We start from the raw sequence: 16,584 nt of genomic DNA, 5'->3' as shown, positions 1-16,584 counted from the left end.
GCCGGCGCCCCCGCGGCCGGTGAAGGCCGCATCCCCGCCGCCCCTTCCGCATCCGGCCCGGGCGGCCTCGCCGGACTCCCCGCCCCCGTCCGCCCCCGCCCGCCGGTGGGGGCTGTGGCTGCTGGTGGGCTGGCTGGTGCAGGCCGGGATCCGGGTCGCGCTGGCGGCGGGGCAGACCATCCCGGTCGCCAACCCCGACGAGACCGGTTACCTGTTCGCGGCGCGGCTGCTGACCGGGGGGCCCGCGGCCGACATCTCCCACAGCACCCCCTACCGAGGGGGCTATCCGCTGCTGCTGCTCCCGGCGTTCTGGCTGGCCGACGACCCGGTGACGGTGTACCGGATCGTCATGGTCATCAACGCCCTGGTCGGCGCGTTGCTGCTGGTGGCGCTGTTCGTGCTGCTGCGCCGGCTGGGCCTGAGCGGGCCGTGGGCGTACGGGGCCGCCCACGCCGTGGCGCTGCTGCCGGCCGCGGTCTTCTTCACCCAGTACGCGCTGACCGACGCGATCCTGCCGGTGGTGCTGCTGGGCTGGCTGCTGCTGACGCACTCCTGGCTGACCGCCGACCCCGGCTCCGCCGGCCCGGTCAGGGTCGCCCTCCACGGGGCGGGGGCGGGCCTGCTGGCCGGCTACGCCTACGCGACGCACTCGCGCGGCACCGTCGTCCTCGCCGTCCACCTGGTGCTGGTGCTGGTCGCGGTCGTCGCGCGCTGGCGGCCGTGGTGGTCGGCCGCCGTCGGCGCCGCCGCCGCCGGCGGCGTCGCCCTCGCCGGCGGCGCGCTGAACGGCTGGATCTGGCCCCGGCTCTACCCGCGCGGCTCCTATGAGATGGGGGCGATGCTGCTCGAGCGCATCACCACCCCCTCAGGCTACGGCTGGACGATCCCGGTCGGCCTCGGCCAGATCTGGTACCTGGTGGTCGGGACGTGGGGGCTGGCCGGGATCGGGCTGGCGGCCGTGCTCGGCGTCGCCGTCCGCCGCGGCGCCGCGCCGCAGGTGCGGGCGCTGGCGTGCGCGGTGCTGGCGACGGTGGCGGGGATCGCGTTCGCCACCGCCGCGGCCCTGCCCGACGAGCAGCGGATCGCCAACCACGCCTATGGCCGCTATCTGGCGTGCCTGGCGCCGACGCTGGTCGCCGTCGGGGTGGCGGTGCTGCTCACGGCCGCCCGCCGGACCGTGGCGGCGGCCGGGGCCGCCACGGCCGCCGTGACGGCGGCGCTCGCCGTCCTGATCGAATGGCGGGCCGGCGGCAAGTTCGCCGGATATGTGCACTTTCCCTTCGACTTTCCCGAGACCGGGTTCTTGACCTGGACCTGGGACGGGTTCCATCTGTGGGCGGCGACGCTGGCGGGGCTGGCGCTGCTGGGCCTGGCGATCGCGGCGGCGCTGCGGGGACGACGCGGCGCCGTGGCGCTGGTGTGCGGGCTGCTCGTGGTCGACCTGGCGGCGAGCGCGGCCGCCGCCTGGAACATCTCCCGCCCGTTCGTCCGGCAGATGGCCGCCGCCGCCGACCTGAGCGGGTCGATCGGCCCGGCCGGATCCCGGCCCCGGGTCGCCGTCGACGGCGCCATCGAGTGGAAGATCTGGGTCATCCAGCTGTACCTGGTGTCGTGGGAGGAAGTGACGTTCTTCGACGTCCGCCAGGGGCCGCCCGCCGAGGCGGAGCTGGTGCTGTTCCGCTGGGAGCCGGGGACGCCGGCCGAGCGCACCTGGCCGGGCGGCGCACCGCCCGGCTGGCGCGTCGTCGACAGCCGCCGCACCGTCGAGGGCGACTGGGTCGCCTGGCGGCGGTGACCGGGGCTACCGGGCCCAGAGCTCCAGCAGCCCGTCCGAGGACCGCCACAGCAGGCGGTAGCCGTTCTCCGGCGACAGGCGCGTGTTCGCCACCATCGCCGGCTCCATCCCGCGCCACCGGGTGTACAGGAACGGCCCGTCCTCGGCGATCACCGGGATCGCCCGGTACTCGTGCGGGAACGACCGGATCCGCCCGTGCCACTGCTTTCGGCCCCACACGTCGCGGGTGTAGAAGGTCAGCGTCTGCGCCAGCCGATGGTCCGACCAGATCACCGGCAGATCGTCCCGGCCGGCCAGCCATCCCCGCAGCTCCCGCCAGGCCTTGTCGCGCGGCAGGTCCGGCACCTGCGCGACCGCCGCCGGCGCGTACACCGCGGCCAGCGCGCAGCACGCCGCCGCCAGGGCGGTCCGCACCCCGGCGGCGGGGATCCGGGCCAGCAGCAGCGTCAACGCGCCCAGCCCGCCGGCCAGGAGCGCCGGGAGCACCGGGAACCAGTACCGCAGCAGCCAGCCCCGCAGCGTGATGTGGTGCGGGTCGAGCACCCCCGACAGCAGCGTCAGCGGCACCGCCAGCGTCACGAACCACACCAGCGTCAGCGCCAGCCGCCGGTCCCGGGTCACGACCCAGCCGATCGCGTTCAGCAGCAGCAACGCGACGAAGATCCAACCCAGCGGATGCCAGTCGGTCATCGCCCGTTCGAACGACCGCAGCGCCAGCATCCGCGTCACCGGCTCGCTCGGCTCCCCGCCGTGCCCGGCCGCCGACCGGATCGCCGACATGGCGTTCCCCCACACCAGCTGGTTGTGGATCATGCTGGCGATCAGCACGCCCAGCATCGGCGCGGCCACCGCCCACAGCCGCCGCCAGGGGATCCCCAGCAGCCGGAAGAACACCGGGATCCCCGCGTACATGAACGCCGCGAAGTCGCGGATCAGGAACGCATACCCCATGCACAGGCCCGCCGCCGCCAGCAGCGCCGTCTGCCGGCGTCCGGTGCGGCGGCTCGCCACGACCAGGCCGGCGACCCCCGTCGCGAACAGGCCGGCCCCCGGCATGTCCGGCAGCATCACCCCCATCGACCAGGTGATCTCCTGCTCGCTGAACGGGTTGGTCAGCAGGAAGAAGGGGTGGACCATCAGCAGCAGCGTCGCCGGCAGCGCGATCCGGTCCCCCAGCAGCGACCGCACCAGCAGGTAGCAGCCGACGTAGAAGACGATCCCGCCGAGCGCCGCCATCGCGAAGTACGCCGCCTGCCCCGGCCCCAGCAGCTCCTGCATCAGCCGGGCCGGCAGCAGCAGGCCGATCCGCGACACCTGGTGCGGCACCTCGTTGAACGGCCAGCGGTCCAGCGGGATGTCCGGCCAGCGCCGCGCCCCCTCGAACACGTAGTAGGGGTCGTAGTACAGCGGCGGCGTCATGACGATCCACTGCACGACCACCGAGCAGGCGGCCACCAGCGCCGCCAGCCCCGCCACCCGGCGCCGCCACCACGGCCTGCGGGGCGCCCCCGCCGCGGCGGGGCGTTCCGGAGCGGACTCGCGGACCGTCGTGGGGACCATGCCGGATCTCAACCTCTGCGTCGGGGACCGTCACGTGGGATGCGGGAAACCGCCGCTAGCGTATCGGCGTCCGCGCCCGGGCCGCGCTCGGCGACGACCTCGTCGACGACCTCGGCGACGGGCCCGGCGATGACCCTCGGCGATAACGTGCTGAGCCCGCCTGCGCGGGCCTCTAGGCTTGGTGACATGTCCTCGTCGAGTAGTCAGCACATCCTGGCCGCGCCCGCCTGGCCGTACGCCAACGGGCCCCGTCACATCGGGCACGTCTCCGGTTTCGCGCTGCCCTGCGACATGTTCAGCCGTTACCAGCGGATGGCGGGCAACCAGGTACTCATGGTCAGCGGCACCGACGAGCACGGAACCCCCATCCTGGTGCAGGCCGACAAGGAGGGCGTCAGCCCCCGCGAGGTCGCCGACCGCTACAGCCGGGTCATCGCCTCCGACCTGCAGGCGCTCGGCATGTCGTACGACCTGTTCACCCGGACGACCACCCGCAACCATTACGCGGTCGTCCAGGAGATCTTCAAGGGCCTGTACGACAACGGCTACATCTTCCCCAAGACCACCCTCGGCGCGATCTCCCCGTCCACCGGCCGCACCCTGCCCGACCGCTACATCGAGGGCACCTGCCCGATCTGCTCCTACGACGGGGCGCGCGGCGACCAGTGCGACAACTGCGGCAACCAGCTCGACCCGGTGGACCTGATCAATCCCCGGTCGCGGATCAACGGGGAGACCCCCAAGTTCGTCGAGACCGAGCACTTCATGCTCGACCTGCCGGCGTTCACCGACGCGCTCGGCGACTTCCTGCGCGGCAAGCAGGACCGGTGGCGGCCCAACGTGCTGAAGTTCTCCCTCAACCTGCTGGAGGACCTGCAGCCCCGGGCGATCAGCCGCGACCTGGACTGGGGCGTCCCGGTCCCGCTGGAGGGCTGGCGGGACCGGCCCGACAAGCGGCTGTACGTGTGGTTCGACGCGGTGGTCGGCTACCTGTCCGCCTCGGTGGAGTGGGCCCGCCGCTCCGGCGACCCCGACGCGTGGCGGGCCTGGTGGCAGGACCCGAACGCCCTGTCGTACTACTTCATGGGCAAGGACAACATCGTCTTCCACTCCGAGATCTGGCCGGCCATGCTGCTGGGCTACAGCGGCAAGGGCGACAAGGGAGGCAAGCCCGGCTCCCTGGGGCCGCTCAACCTGCCCACCGAGGTCGTGGCCTCGGAGTTCCTGACGATGGAGGGCCGCAAGTTCTCCTCCTCCCGCCAGGTGGTCATCTACGTCAAGGACTTCCTGGAGCGCTACGACGTGGACGCTCTGCGCTACTACGTCGCGGTGGCCGGCCCGGAGACCCAGGACACCGACTTCACTTGGCAGCACTTCCGCGAGCGCAACAACAACGAGCTGGTCGCCCAGTGGGGCAACCTGGTCAACCGTTCGGTGACCATGGCGGCCAAGGAGTTCGGCGCCATCCCCGAGGCCGGTGAGCTGACCGACGCGGACCGGGCGCTGCTGGAGCACAGCCGCGCCGCCTTCGACCGGGTCGGCGCCGAGCTGGGCCGCTCCCGGTTCAAGAACGCCGTCACCGCGGCCTTCGACGTCGTCCGCGAGGCCAACGGCTACCTGTCGACGCAGCAGCCGTGGAAGGAGGAGGACCGCGCCCGCAAGGGCACCGTCCTGCACGTGGCGCTGCAGGTCGTCGACGACGCCAAGACGCTGCTGACCCCCTTCCTGCCCAAGTCTTCGGACAAGGTGCACAAGATGCTGGGCGGCGAGGGCGTCTGGGCGGCCATGCCGGAGATCCGCGAGGTGGACGAGGACGGCGGCCCGTCCTACCCGGTGATCACCGGTGACTACGGCGCCGAGCAGGCCCGCTGGGAGCACCGGCCGATCCGTCCCGGCACCCCGCTGAGCAAGCCCAAGCCGCTGTTCGCCAAGCTGGACGCCTCGATCGTGGACGAGGAGCTGCGCCGGCTGGAACAGTCCTGACCGGCACGTCGTTGCACACAGTGGACGAGTGGCCGTTCCCCGGCGGCCACGGTCTCACACGGAGTGGGTCATGATCAGCGAACGGGCCGGCGACGGCTTCATCGGTGCGAGCTTTCCTCCCCTGCCGGAGGCGTTGCCGGTCGACGTCTTCGACAGCCACTGTCACCTGGACCTGCTGGAGGTCCCGGTGCCGCGGGCGGTGTCGGCCGCGCACGCGGTCGGCATCCGCCGCATCCTCACCATCGGCTGCGATCTGAAGTCCTCGTCCTGGGCGGCTCAGGCCGCCCGGGAGAACCCGGACGTGTACGCCGGCGTCGCCATCCATCCCAACGAGACCGCCGGGATCGACGACGACGTCCTGGACGACATCGCCAGGCTGGCGGAGCGGCCGGAGGTGCGGGCGGTCGGGGAGACCGGGCTGGACTACTACCGCGACTGGGCGCCCAAGGAGGACCAGCACCGTTCCTTCCGGGCGCACATCGACATCGCCAAGCGCACCGGCAAGCCGTTGATGATCCACGACCGGGAGGCCCACGAGGACGTGCTGGCCGTCCTGGAGGAGGAGGGCGCCCCCGAGAAGGTCGTCTTCCACTGCTTCTCCGGCGACGCCGAGATGGCCAAGAAGTGCGCCGACCGCGGCTATGTGATGAGCTTCGCCGGGAACGTCACGTTCAAGAACGCCGAGCCGCTGCGCGAGGCGCTGCGGGCGGCGCCCTTGGATTCGATCCTGGTGGAGACCGACGCGCCGTTCCTGACGCCCGTCCCCTACCGGGGCAAGCCCAACGCCTCCTATCTGATCCCGCTGACGGTCCGCTTCATGGCCGAGGTGAAGGGCGTGGAGGTCGCCGAGCTGTGCGCCGCCATCGCCGCCACCGGGGAGCGCCTGTTCGGCCCCTGGTGACCGGCCCCGCTCCGATGCGCCGGGACCGGCGCTAGGCCTGGACGAGGCGGATCAGGTCGACGGTGAGGACCAGCGTCAGATCGCGCACCAGCGGGTCGGCGTCGGGCTCGATGTGGCAGGCCCACCGCAGGAACGTGCCGGGGCCGACCGTGGCGACGCGGCGGCCGGACCGGTCGCGGACGATGAACCGGTTGATCGTCTCGGGGACCTGCGGGTCGGGCTTCACCGACCCGACCCGCTCCCCGTCCGCGCGCAGGAACTGGGCGCGGAACGGGTTCCCCTCCAGGCGCCGCACCAGGCCGCGCGCCTCGCCGTCGGGGGCCAGCAGCCAGGTCTCCGGCTGGTCCGCCCCGGTGGGACGGCGTTCGATGATGAACCGCACCGCGCCCGAGGGGTCCCGTGCGGCGATGAAGCGTTCTCGGCGCGCCGGGTTGGCGGCCAGGCGGAGCACCCGGTCCAGCACGGGAGAGGTCTTCTCCCGGGGCTTCCCGCCCGGCAGGGGCGTCGGGTCGTGCCGGGGCGGGGCCGCGGCGGGCCGCAGCGACACCAGCGTCCGCCCGTCGGCGGCGCGGCGGATGCGGCGGGGCTCGGCCAGCAGCGCGCCCGGCCGGGCCAGCAGCTCGCGCCCGTGGGCTCGGGTGCGCAGCCCCAGCCAGACCACCGCGACCGCGGTCCCCAGCAGGGCGAGCACGGTGATGACGGGCACGGCCAACCAGACCCACTGCCGGGCCAGGCCGCCCACGTAGACGCCCACCGGCCCGGCCTGCGCGCTCACCCGGCGCCCGACCTCGTGGGAGTGGGCGCCGTGGACGCGGCCCTCGTGCGTCCGGCCGGCCGAGTCGCGCCAGGTGCCGCGGCAGTCCAGCCTCCTGCGCTCGCGGTCGCAGTCGGTGACGTGGACGGTGACCCGTTCTCCGGCGACGTGGTTGTAGATCAGCCGGGCGGGATGGGCGTTGACGACCCCCACGACGGCCACCGCCACCGCGATCAGGGCCAGACGGGCGAGCAGCATGACAGGACGCTATAGGAGGCACTGGAGGGCTCGTCCCGCTGAGCGGTGAGGGCAGTGAAGTGTCCCGGTTTCGGTAGCGGTGGGGCGGTGGGTGCCCCTATCGTCTGGCGCGGTTGATGCCGTCTTGCCAGGAGGACCCGTTGGTGCGCCGTATCCCCGCTGTTGTGCTCGCGGTCGCGCTGCTCGCGGCGTCGGCGACGGCCTGTGGCGGCGACGAGGGAGGCACCCGTCCGGCCGCCGCGGACGCCCCGAAGGCCACGCCCACCGTCACGCCCCGGCAGATCGTGCTCACGGTGGACGGCAAGAGGACCACGGTGACGACCACCGGTCGCACCGTCCGCGAGGTCCTCGCCCAGGCGAACGTCCGGCTCGGCCGGTACTACCTGGTCAGGCCGGACCTGGATGAGCCCGCGGTGGACGCGGTGCGGGTCCGGCGGCTGCTGTCCAAGCCGGTCACCCGCACGATCAAGATCGATCCGCCGGTCCGGAAGCGGAAGAACTCCAAGCTGGCCGCCTGGAGCGAGAAGGTCGTCAGGAACGGGCGGGCGGGCGAGAAGCTCGTCACCGTCGCCTACGTCCGCGGCAAGAACGGCGGACGCGTCAAGGCGGTCATCGAGCAGAAGATCCTCCGCAAGCCCGTCGCCCGCATCGTGGAGATCGGCCCTCAGCCCACCAGCGTGGGCGGCGAGGCCGCGCGCCTCAACTGGGCGGCCCTGGCCAAGTGCGAGTCCGGCGGACGCCCCAACGCCGTCAACCCCGCCGGCTACTACGGGCTCTACCAGTTCTCCCGGCAGACCTGGGCCTCGGTCGGCGGCACCGGCCTGCCGTCCGAGGCGTCCGCCGCCGAGCAGACCTACCGCGCGCAGCTGCTCTACAACAAGGTGAACGGCCGCTGGCAGGGCCAGTGGCCGCACTGCGGCAAGTACCTGTTCAGCTGACCGGAGAGCCGTCCGCCGTCCGGGTCACCCGGCGCGGGCTGGGACACTGGGCGGGTGGGGGACTCACAGGTGCTGCTGGGACCGGCCGACATCCGACGGCTCGCCGCACGGCTCGGCGTGCGGCCGACCAAGACGCTCGGCCAGAACTTCGTCATCGACGCCAACACCGTGCGGCGCATCGTCCGCTCCGCCGACCTGGACCCCGGGGACGTGGTGATCGAGGTGGGCCCGGGGCTGGGCTCGCTGACGCTGGCGCTGCTGGAGCAGGGGCACCGGGTGGTCGCCGTCGAGATCGACCCGGTGCTGGCGGAGGCGCTGCCGCAGACCGTGGCCGCCCGCGCCCCCGGGCGCGCCGACCGGCTGACCGTCGTCCACGACGACGCGCTGCGGGTCACGAGCGTGCCCGGGCCCGAGCCGACCGCGCTGGTGGCCAACCTGCCCTACAACGTGGCCGTGCCGGTCGTGCTGCACCTGCTGGCCGCCTTCCCGTCGCTGCGCCGCGGCCTGGTGATGGTGCAGGCCGAGGTCGCCGATCGGCTGGTGGCCGAGCCGGGCGGCAAGGTGTACGGGGTGCCGTCGGTGAAGCTGGCCTGGTACGCCGAGGCGCGCCGGGCCGGGCCGGTGGGCCGTGCCGTGTTCTGGCCCGTGCCGAACGTGGACTCGGGGCTGGTGGCGTTCACCCGGCGGGAGCCGCCGGTGCCGGGCGTGCCGCGCGAGGAGGTCTTCGCGGTCGTCGACGCGGCGTTCGCCCAGCGCCGCAAGACGCTGCGGGCGGCGCTGGCGGGCTGGGCGGGTTCGGCGGAGGCCGCCGAGCGGGTGCTGCGCGCGGCGGGCGTCGATCCCCGGGCCAGGGGCGAGGCGCTGGATATCGGCGCCTTCGCGCGTATCGCCCAGTATCGTCCTCTCGTCACCGGCGAACGTACGGAGGAACATGGTGAAGGGGCGGTCGCGGGCCCTCGGGGCGATGATGCTCGCGGCGCTGCTGGCGCTTCCGGGATGTAGCGGGGAACGGGAGGCACCCCCGAAGATTCAAACCACTGTGCGGGCCGGCGTCGCGCCGACCCCGCCCGCCGAGGGCGCCTATTTCGGCGCCTGGGTGGACCCGGTGCGCCACTACCCGCCCGACGGCTCGGCCTCGGCGAGCCCGTCCCCGACCCCCTCGCCCGCCGACGACGATCAGGTGACGGTGGTGCGGGACTATGAACGGAGCCTGGGGCGGCGGCTGGACATCGCCGCCGTCTACCGCTCCTGGAGCCAGGAGTTCCCGCGCCGGGCCGACGCCGACCTGGCCGCCGAGGACCGCTACCTGCTGCTGACCTGGAAGGGCGCCGACACCCGCGAGATCGTCGCCGGCCGGTACGACGAGCGCATCCGGACCCGCGCCCGTGCGCTCAAGGAGCTCGGCAAGCCGGTGTTCCTGCGCTGGCACCCCCGCATGGACGCCACCTCCCAGCAGGAGAAGGTCCACTCGGCCGCCGACTACATCGCCGCCTGGCGGCACCTGCGGGAGATCTTCCGGCAGGAGGGGGTCGACAACGTCGCCTGGGTGTGGTGCCCCACCTCCGCCGGATTCAACGGCGGCACCGCCCACACCTACTACCCGGGGGACGACCAGGTGGACTGGATCGCGGCCGACATCTACCCCGGCGGCGCCTACGAGTACCGCGACTTCTCCGAGGCTGCGGCGGGCTTCATGGACTGGGCCCGGCACCGTCCCAAGCCGGTGATGATCTCCGAGTTCGGGGTGCCGCGCTCCTACGGGGAGCGCCGCGCCGAGTGGCTCCGCAAGGCCGCCACCTACCTGCAGCATCCGCAGATCAAGGCGGTCGTGTACTTCGACTCCGACAAGGGCGGGCGGGACGATTCGGGCCAGCCCCGGTATGAGTTCTCCCTGGGCGGCGACGCCGCGGCGCTGTCGGCGCTGCGGGAGGTGGCCACCGCCCCGTTCTTCAACCCCCGCAACCTGCCGGTGGCGGCGAGCGGCTGAGCCGGGATCGCTACGATCGCGCCGTGACCACCGTGACCGTTCGCGTGCCCGCCAAGGTGAACCTCCAGCTCGCGGTGGGACCGCTCCGCGACGACGGTTTCCATGACCTGGCCAACGTCTTCCATGCGGTCTCGCTGTTCGACGAGGTCGTCGCCGAACCCGCCGACGACCTCACGCTGCGGGTCGAAGGGGATTCGATCGACGGCGTCCCCACCGGGGAGGACAACCTCGCCGTCCGCGCCGCCCGGCTGCTGGCGGAGCGGCTCGGCGTGCCGGCGCGTGCGGCGCTGACCATCCGCAAGTCCATCCCGGTCGCCGGGGGCATGGCCGGCGGCAGCGCCGACGCCGCCGCCGCCCTGGTCGCCTGCGCCCGCCTGTGGGGCGCCGAGACCGACCTGCACCCCCTGGCCGCCCGGCTGGGCAGCGACGTCCCGTTCGCGCTGCTCGGCGGCACGGCCGTCGGCACCGGCCGAGGCGAGGTGCTCACCCCGGTGACGGTGTCCGGTCGCTTCCACTGGGTGTTCGCGCTCGCCGACGGCGGCCTGTCCACGCCCGCGGTGTACGCCGAATGCGATCGGCTGCGGGAGCTGAGGGGTGAGCGGCCCGGCCCTCCGCAGGCGTCGCCCGGTCTGTTGGCCGCGCTGGCCGCCGGAGACGCCGAGGCCCTCGGCGCCGAGCTCGCCAACGACCTGGAGCCGGCCGCCCTGTCGCTGCGCCCCTCCCTGCGCGACACCCTGGAGGCCGGCCGCGCCCTCGGCGCGCTCGGGGCCCTGGTCTCCGGTTCGGGCCCCACCTGTGCGTTCCTCGCCGACTCCGCCGACCGGGCCGAGTCCTTGGCCGCCGCCCTCACCGAGGCGGGCGTCGCGCGCAGCGTGGTCACCGCCCACGGCCCTGTCCCCGGCGCCACCGTTCTCTGACGCGGACTGGACGAGCGGCCCCGCCGGCGCATCGCACCGGACATGACCGGACGTGTCCGCCTGAAGGGAGCGGCGATGGCGGGGATCGGGATCATGGAGCTCGCGATCGTGGCGACGGCGGTGTTGCTGCTGGTGGGCTTCCTTGTCCGTCTGCGGTGAGCTTCGTCGACGGCATGGCCTCGGCCGGGGTACGACGGCTGCTCCTGCGGTTCCGCGTCCTCGTGGTGACGGGGCGTTCGGTTCCGGCGCGATGCACGGTGGGCCCCGGCCCATGCCCTGCCTGCGGCGCCGTCGTTCTCCACGATCCGTGAGCCGAACCGAAGGGCGCGTCGGGGCGTCGAAGGCGGATGCATACGCCTGGCGAAGGGATCTGCGATGGTGACGTTCGTACTGGTCCTGATCGGGGTGGTACTGCTGGCGGGGGTCCTGGTCGCGATGCACCGCATCGCGACGGCCCGCCGGGCGGGGAGCATGCGGGGCCGCACGCCGGGGTACACGGTGTACCGGCCGGGCACCGCGTCCTCGTCCTCCCGGAGCCCGCAGTCTCCGGGCCCCTCATCGGGCGCGCGGACCCGGGGCTCCCACGGCCGCTCCTCATCGTCCTCGTCGCGTTCTTCGTCGTCCTCGCGCTCTTCCTCGTCCTCCTCTTCGTCTTCGTCCTCCGCCCCGTACTCCTCTTCGGAGGACCCCTCGCTGTCTTCCACGCTGGCCTCCTCTTCCTCTTCGTCTTCCTCTTCGTCGTCTTCGGATTCGAGGGTGGGGTCGGCGCTCGGCGGCATCGCCTCCGATCTGGGCTCCTCCGGCGGCTTCTCCGGCGGCGGCTTCTCGAGCGGCTCCTCGGGGTCCGACAGCGGCTCCTCGTCCTCCTGGTGACGGCGCGTTCGGCGGCGGGGGCGGGACCGTCCATGGGCGGCCCGCCCCCGCCGCCGTCGTTCTCCGCCGCCGTGGACCGAACGGGAGACCCCGTCGGCACGTCGAAAACAGGTGCATACGCCTGATGAAGGGATCTGCGATGGGGTCGATCGTGGCGGTCGTCGTGGTGGTGGGGGTCCTGGTGGGCCTGCTGTGCGCGTGCTTCGCCCTGGCGACGATGGGCGGCACGGCGAAGGGCGCGTCGAGGAGTTCGCATCACCCGGGCACGTGGTCGTCGTCCTGGAACCACTCCTCGTCGTCCTTCTCCGCGCCCCCCTCCTCTTCCTCGTCGTCGGATCCGGGGATGGGGTCGGCGCTCGGCGGCATGGCCTCCGACTGGGGCTCCTCCGGCGGCTCGTCGGGGTTCGACAGCGGGTCCTCCGGGTCCGACAGCGGCTCCTCGTCGTGGTGACGGCGGGTCCGGCCCCGACGGCGACATGAGGACGCGACGCGCCGGGTGAGGCGCGCCCCGGCGGCCGTCCCGCCCGAAGAGAGGCAGCCGGCGTGTTCGGGGATCGTGCTTCCGGGATGCCGCGTGCGGGCGTCGGCGCCTTGCGGGCAGGGGCCTCCGCTCGTGCCGGTCGGTCCGCGGATGGCCGGTCGGCGCCGGGGAGCCACTAGCCTGGTGCTGCCGTGAACTTGATCAATCTGGAGACAGTCACCAAGGCCTACGGGCCCGAGCCGCTGCTGGACGCCGTGTCGCTCGGTGTGGACGACGACGACCGGATCGGGATCGTCGGCCGCAACGGCGGGGGCAAGAGCACCCTGGTCGCCCTGATGGCGAGGCGGATCGAGCCCGACGCGGGACGGGTGACGCACGCCCGCGGGCTGCGGCTGGGGCACCTGGCGCAGCGGGACGAGTTCCCCGCGGGGGCGACCGTGCGTTCCGCGGTGCTGGGGGACCGTCCCGAGCACGAGTGGGCCGGCGACACCCGGATCCGCGACATCGTGTCGGGGCTGCTCGGCGAGCTGTCGTTGGACGCCCCGCTGGAGGAGATGTCCGGCGGGGAGCGGCGCCGGGTCGCGCTGGCCCGGCTGCTGGTGCCCGACTCGGATCTGCTGATCCTGGACGAGCCCACCAACCACCTGGACATCGAGGCGATCGACTGGCTGGCCCGCCACCTCAAGGCCCGCCGCGGCGCGCTGGTGGTCGTCACCCACGACCGGTGGTTCCTCGACGAGGTCACCGAGCTGACCTGGGAGGTCGTGGACGGTCGGGTCGAACGCTACGAGGGCGGCTATTCGGCGTACGTGCTGGCCAAGGCCGAGCGTGCGCGGCTCGCCGCCGCCGCCGAGGAGAAGCGGCAGAACCTGCTCCGCAAGGAGCTGGCGTGGCTGCGTCGCGGCCCGCGGGCCCGCACCTCCAAGCCCAAGTTCCGGCTGGAGGCCGCGCAGGCCCTCATCGCCGACGAGCCGCCGCCTCGCGACACCGTCGAGCTGACCCGCTTCGCCACCGCCAGGCTCGGCAAGACCGTCCTGGACGTGGAGGACGTGACGCTGGAGCTGGACGGCCGTTCCCTGTTCCGGAACATGACCTGGCGGCTCGGCCCCGGCGACCGGGTCGGCGTGGTCGGCGTGAACGGCAGCGGCAAGAGCACCCTGCTGCGGCTGCTCGAGGGAAGCCTCGCCCCCTCGGCGGGCCGCGTCGTCCGCGGCAAGACCGTCAAGCTCGCCCACCTGTCCCAGAACCTCGCGGAGCTGGACCCGACCCGGCGTGTGCTGGAGTCGGTCGAGGAGGTCCGCCGCCGCATCACCGTGGGCAAGCGCGAGTGGACCGCCGGCCAGCTGCTGGAGCGTCTGGGCTTCCGCGGCGACGCCCAGTGGACCCCCGTCGGCGATCTGTCCGGCGGCGAGCGTCGACGTCTGCAGCTGCTGCGGCTGCTGATGGACGAGCCGAACGTGCTGCTGCTGGACGAGCCCACCAACGACCTCGACATCGAGACCCTCAACGAGCTCGAGGACCTGCTCGACGGCTGGCCCGGCACCCTCGTGGTGGTCAGCCACGACCGCTACTTCCTGGAGCGCGTCACCGACCACGTCGTCGCCCTCCTCGGCGACGGCCGGGTCAGCCTGCTGCCCGGCGGGGTCGAGGAGTACCTGTCCCGCCGCCGCGCCGCCGAGGCCTCCCGCGCCGCGGCCCGGCCCAAGACCGTCCAGGACAAGCCCAAGCCGGCCGCCCATTTCCGGAAGGTCCGCAAGGAGCTCGACCGCATCGAGCGCCGGCTGGACAAGCTCGCTCGGCGCGAGGCCGAGCTCCACGAGCTGCTGGCCGCCCACGCCACCGACTACGAGAAGCTGACCGAGCTCAACGAGCAGCTCAAGGAGGTCCAGGCCGAGGTCGCCGCCTTGGAGGAGCAGTGGCTCCTGCTGGCCGAGGACGTGGAGTGACCCCGTCCGCCGGCTGAGCGCTCCGGTCCGCGGGCCGGGAGGGCGTCACAGGTCGAAGGGCGCCAGGAGGGTGCGGAGGAGACCGGCGAGGGTGTCGCGTTCGGCGGGGGACAGGCCGGCGAGGATGTCGTGCTCGCGGGCGAGGAGGTCGGCGAACGCGGCGTCGACCCGGGTGCGGCCCTTGTCGGTGAGCCGCACCAGGACGCCGCGTTTGTCGGTGGGGTCGGGGAGTCGGCGGACCAGCCCGGCGGCCTCCAGCCGGTCGATCCGGTTGGTCATGGTGCCGGAGGTGACCAACGTGGCGCGCAGCAGCCGGCCGGGGCTGAGCTGATAGGGACGGCCGGCGCGGCGCAGCGCCGTCAGCACGTCGAACTCCCAGGGCTCCAGGTCATGGGCGGCGAACACCGCGCGTCTGGCGCGGTCCAGGTGACGGGCCAGACGGGAGATGCGGCTGAGGACGTGCAGCGGCTGCACGTCCAGGTCCGGGCGTTCGGCCCGCCATGCCGCGACCAGCCGATCGACCTCATCCTCCATGGCAGGAGCCTACCTTTCTCGACATCAAGATGTCTGGTCCGACGGCGCCGCGACCTGGTCGCGGGCGGGGCCGGAGGGGCGGTCCGCAGGGGCGACGCGGGCGGGACGCGGCGGAATGTTTGACATCAAGATATTTTCCGGCCATGATATGTCTTGATGTCGAGAGAACTGGCCGCCGCACGCGGGTCCGCCGTCTGGGACCCCGCGCAGTACGGCGTCTTCGGCGCCGAGCGCGGCCGTCCGTTCGACGAGCTCCTCGCGCGGGTCCCCGTCCGAGATCCCGGTCATGTGGTCGACCTCGGCTGCGGATCCGGCGAGCGCACCGTGACGCTGCTCCGGCGCTGGCCCGGCGCCGTCGTCGAGGGGCTCGACTCCTCTCCCGAGATGATCGCCGCCGCCCGGCGGGCCGCCTCCGCCGCCGGCGCATCCGTGCGCTTCACCGTGCAGGACGTCCGGCGGTGGCGCCCCGCCCGCCCGGTGGACGTGATCATCTCGAACGCGGTCCTGCACTGGATCCCCGGCCATGAGGAGCTGCTCGCCCGCTGGGCGGACCATCTGGCCCCGGGCGGCTGCCTGGCCTTCCAGGTGCCCGGCAACCATGCCGCGCCCAGCCACGTCCTGCTGCGCGAGCTGTGCGAGTCGCCGCGCTGGCGCGACCGGCTGGGCGGCCTGCTGGAGGCCGAGCCGGTCCGCGACGCCGCCGGCTACCTCACGCTGCTGGCCGACCTGGGCTGCGCGGTGGACGCCTGGGAGACCACCTACATCCAGGTGCTCGGCGGCGACGACGCCGTCCTGGAGTGGGTCAAGGGCACCACCCTGCGTCCGGTCCTCTCGGCCCTCGACCCCGAGGCCGCCCGCGACTTCCTCGCCGAGTACGGCGCCGCCCTCCGTGCGGCCTATCCGCCCGGCCCGCACGGAACGGTCTTCCCTTTCCGGCGGATCTTCGTGGTGGCCCGCCGCCCCGAGGACGGCGGCGAGCCGCCTCCCTGAGCGGGGTGCCGCCCGCCGTGTGAACAAGGCGTTCTCGTTCCCCTGCGGTGCGACTTCCATGCGGCGGGCGACACCCGTGTCGAGCTCCGGTCTCGTGATCCGAGCCGGTGGCCCTGGTCGGCGGCCGTCCGGACGAACTCCGGACGGCCGCCGCGATCCGCACTTCACGGAGGAGTCCCCTCCCAGCGCAGCAACAGCTCCTGCAGCCGGTGCACGAGCCTGCGCAGATCCGCGACGTGGTCGTGGCGCCGGACCGCGTTCTCCAGTGCGCAGGCCGGCGTGCGCTCGCTCTCCGTCAGCAGCCAGAGGGCGTCCTCCAGCGCGGTCAGGGACTCGGCGATGCGCTCGTCGGCGACGGTGTCGGAGGCCGTCGCCCCTCTCCTCGCCCCTCTTCGTGCGCCCGCTCCCCAGGGCGGTCGTCCTCCCGGGCGGTCCCGGTCGCCGGAACGCCGTGCTCGACGGCGCCAGGACGTCGCCGGCCCGGTGTCCATGAGCGAGATCATCGGGATCCCTCCTCTCGATGTCGAACGTATGTTCGAATCTAGAGAGGGGAAGTGACGGAATACAGCGCTGAGGCCCGCCCGTGCGACCGCGTCCCAGATCGCGTCTCAGATCGCGCCCGTCGATCCGCCGCTCGTCCCTCGACCTTCCCGCCCGGCCGCGGGGA

At 73.3% G+C, this 16,584-nt stretch carries 14 protein-coding genes; 10 read left to right on the top strand and 4 right to left on the bottom strand.

Features of this window, described 5'->3' with window-relative positions; all coding sequences use genetic code 11:
- Nucleotides 1-19: 19 nt before the first annotated feature.
- The gene (locus tag EIO00_RS08900; RefSeq protein WP_140177054.1) at nt 20-1,795 is read left to right on the top strand and encodes a hypothetical protein; all 1,776 of its coding nucleotides are present in this window, start codon (nt 20-22) and stop codon (nt 1,793-1,795) included.
- Between the two features lie 6 nt (nt 1,796-1,801).
- Here EIO00_RS08900 and EIO00_RS08895 read toward each other — a convergent pair whose 3' ends face one another.
- Complete coding sequence (locus EIO00_RS08895) at nt 1,802-3,355, bottom strand: glycosyltransferase family protein (RefSeq protein WP_140177052.1); 1,554 nt, start codon at nt 3,353-3,355, stop codon at nt 1,802-1,804.
- 186 nt (nt 3,356-3,541) lie between these two features.
- Here EIO00_RS08895 and metG point away from each other — a divergent pair, with 186 nt between their 5' ends.
- The gene (gene metG / locus EIO00_RS08890) at nt 3,542-5,338 is read left to right on the top strand and encodes a methionine--tRNA ligase (protein ID WP_140177050.1); all 1,797 of its coding nucleotides are present in this window, start codon (nt 3,542-3,544) and stop codon (nt 5,336-5,338) included.
- A 70-nt stretch (nt 5,339-5,408) separates the two neighbouring features.
- Complete coding sequence (locus EIO00_RS08885) at nt 5,409-6,239, top strand: TatD family hydrolase (RefSeq protein ID WP_140177048.1); 831 nt, start codon at nt 5,409-5,411, stop codon at nt 6,237-6,239.
- 31 nt (nt 6,240-6,270) lie between these two features.
- On the opposite strand, the gene EIO00_RS25575 is transcribed toward EIO00_RS08885, so the two are convergent.
- Nucleotides 6,271-7,251, bottom strand: a complete 981-nt coding sequence (locus EIO00_RS25575; RefSeq protein ID WP_140177047.1) for a hypothetical protein — start codon at nt 7,249-7,251, stop codon at nt 6,271-6,273.
- 143 nt (nt 7,252-7,394) lie between these two features.
- On the opposite strand from EIO00_RS25575, the gene EIO00_RS08875 reads away from it, so the two are divergent.
- From EIO00_RS08875 to EIO00_RS08845, 6 genes are all read left to right on the top strand, one after another.
- Nucleotides 7,395-8,189, top strand: a complete 795-nt coding sequence (locus EIO00_RS08875; protein WP_140177215.1) for a resuscitation-promoting factor — start codon at nt 7,395-7,397, stop codon at nt 8,187-8,189.
- A 54-nt stretch (nt 8,190-8,243) separates the two neighbouring features.
- The gene (gene rsmA, locus EIO00_RS08870) at nt 8,244-9,191 is read left to right on the top strand and encodes a 16S rRNA (adenine(1518)-N(6)/adenine(1519)-N(6))-dimethyltransferase RsmA (RefSeq protein WP_140177045.1); all 948 of its coding nucleotides are present in this window, start codon (nt 8,244-8,246) and stop codon (nt 9,189-9,191) included.
- A gap of 37 nt (nt 9,192-9,228) precedes the next feature.
- On the top strand, nt 9,229-10,176 hold the full coding sequence (locus EIO00_RS08865; RefSeq protein WP_241661230.1) for a glycoside hydrolase family 26 protein: 948 nt from the start codon (nt 9,229-9,231) through the stop codon (nt 10,174-10,176).
- Nucleotides 10,177-10,199: 23 nt separating this feature from the next.
- A complete protein-coding gene (locus tag EIO00_RS08860) occupies nt 10,200-11,093 on the top strand; it encodes a 4-(cytidine 5'-diphospho)-2-C-methyl-D-erythritol kinase (protein ID WP_140177043.1) in 894 nt (297 codons plus the stop codon).
- Between the two features lie 1,012 nt (nt 11,094-12,105).
- Nucleotides 12,106-12,417, top strand: coding sequence for a hypothetical protein (locus EIO00_RS08850; RefSeq protein ID WP_140177041.1), 312 nt, complete (start codon nt 12,106-12,108; stop codon nt 12,415-12,417).
- A 221-nt stretch (nt 12,418-12,638) separates the two neighbouring features.
- Nucleotides 12,639-14,393: an ABC-F family ATP-binding cassette domain-containing protein gene (locus EIO00_RS08845; RefSeq protein ID WP_140177039.1), complete on the top strand. Its 1,755-nt coding sequence runs from the start codon at nt 12,639-12,641 to the stop codon at nt 14,391-14,393.
- Between the two features lie 45 nt (nt 14,394-14,438).
- Here the strand turns inward: EIO00_RS08845 and EIO00_RS08840 are convergent, their stop codons facing one another.
- Nucleotides 14,439-14,927, bottom strand: a complete 489-nt coding sequence (locus EIO00_RS08840) for a MarR family winged helix-turn-helix transcriptional regulator (protein WP_140177038.1) — start codon at nt 14,925-14,927, stop codon at nt 14,439-14,441.
- Between the two features lie 156 nt (nt 14,928-15,083).
- On the opposite strand from EIO00_RS08840, the gene EIO00_RS08835 reads away from it, so the two are divergent.
- On the top strand, nt 15,084-15,917 hold the full coding sequence (locus EIO00_RS08835) for a trans-aconitate 2-methyltransferase (RefSeq protein ID WP_140177036.1): 834 nt from the start codon (nt 15,084-15,086) through the stop codon (nt 15,915-15,917).
- Between the two features lie 164 nt (nt 15,918-16,081).
- On the opposite strand, the gene EIO00_RS08830 is transcribed toward EIO00_RS08835, so the two are convergent.
- A complete protein-coding gene (locus EIO00_RS08830) occupies nt 16,082-16,420 on the bottom strand; it encodes a hypothetical protein (RefSeq protein WP_140177034.1) in 339 nt (112 codons plus the stop codon).
- Nucleotides 16,421-16,584: the final 164 nt, after the last annotated feature.

This window comes from Thermomonospora catenispora (assembly GCF_006363815.1).
Lineage (GTDB): Bacteria > Actinomycetota > Actinomycetes > Streptosporangiales > Streptosporangiaceae > Thermomonospora > Thermomonospora catenispora.
This window is presented reverse-complemented; position numbering and strand designations above follow the sequence as displayed.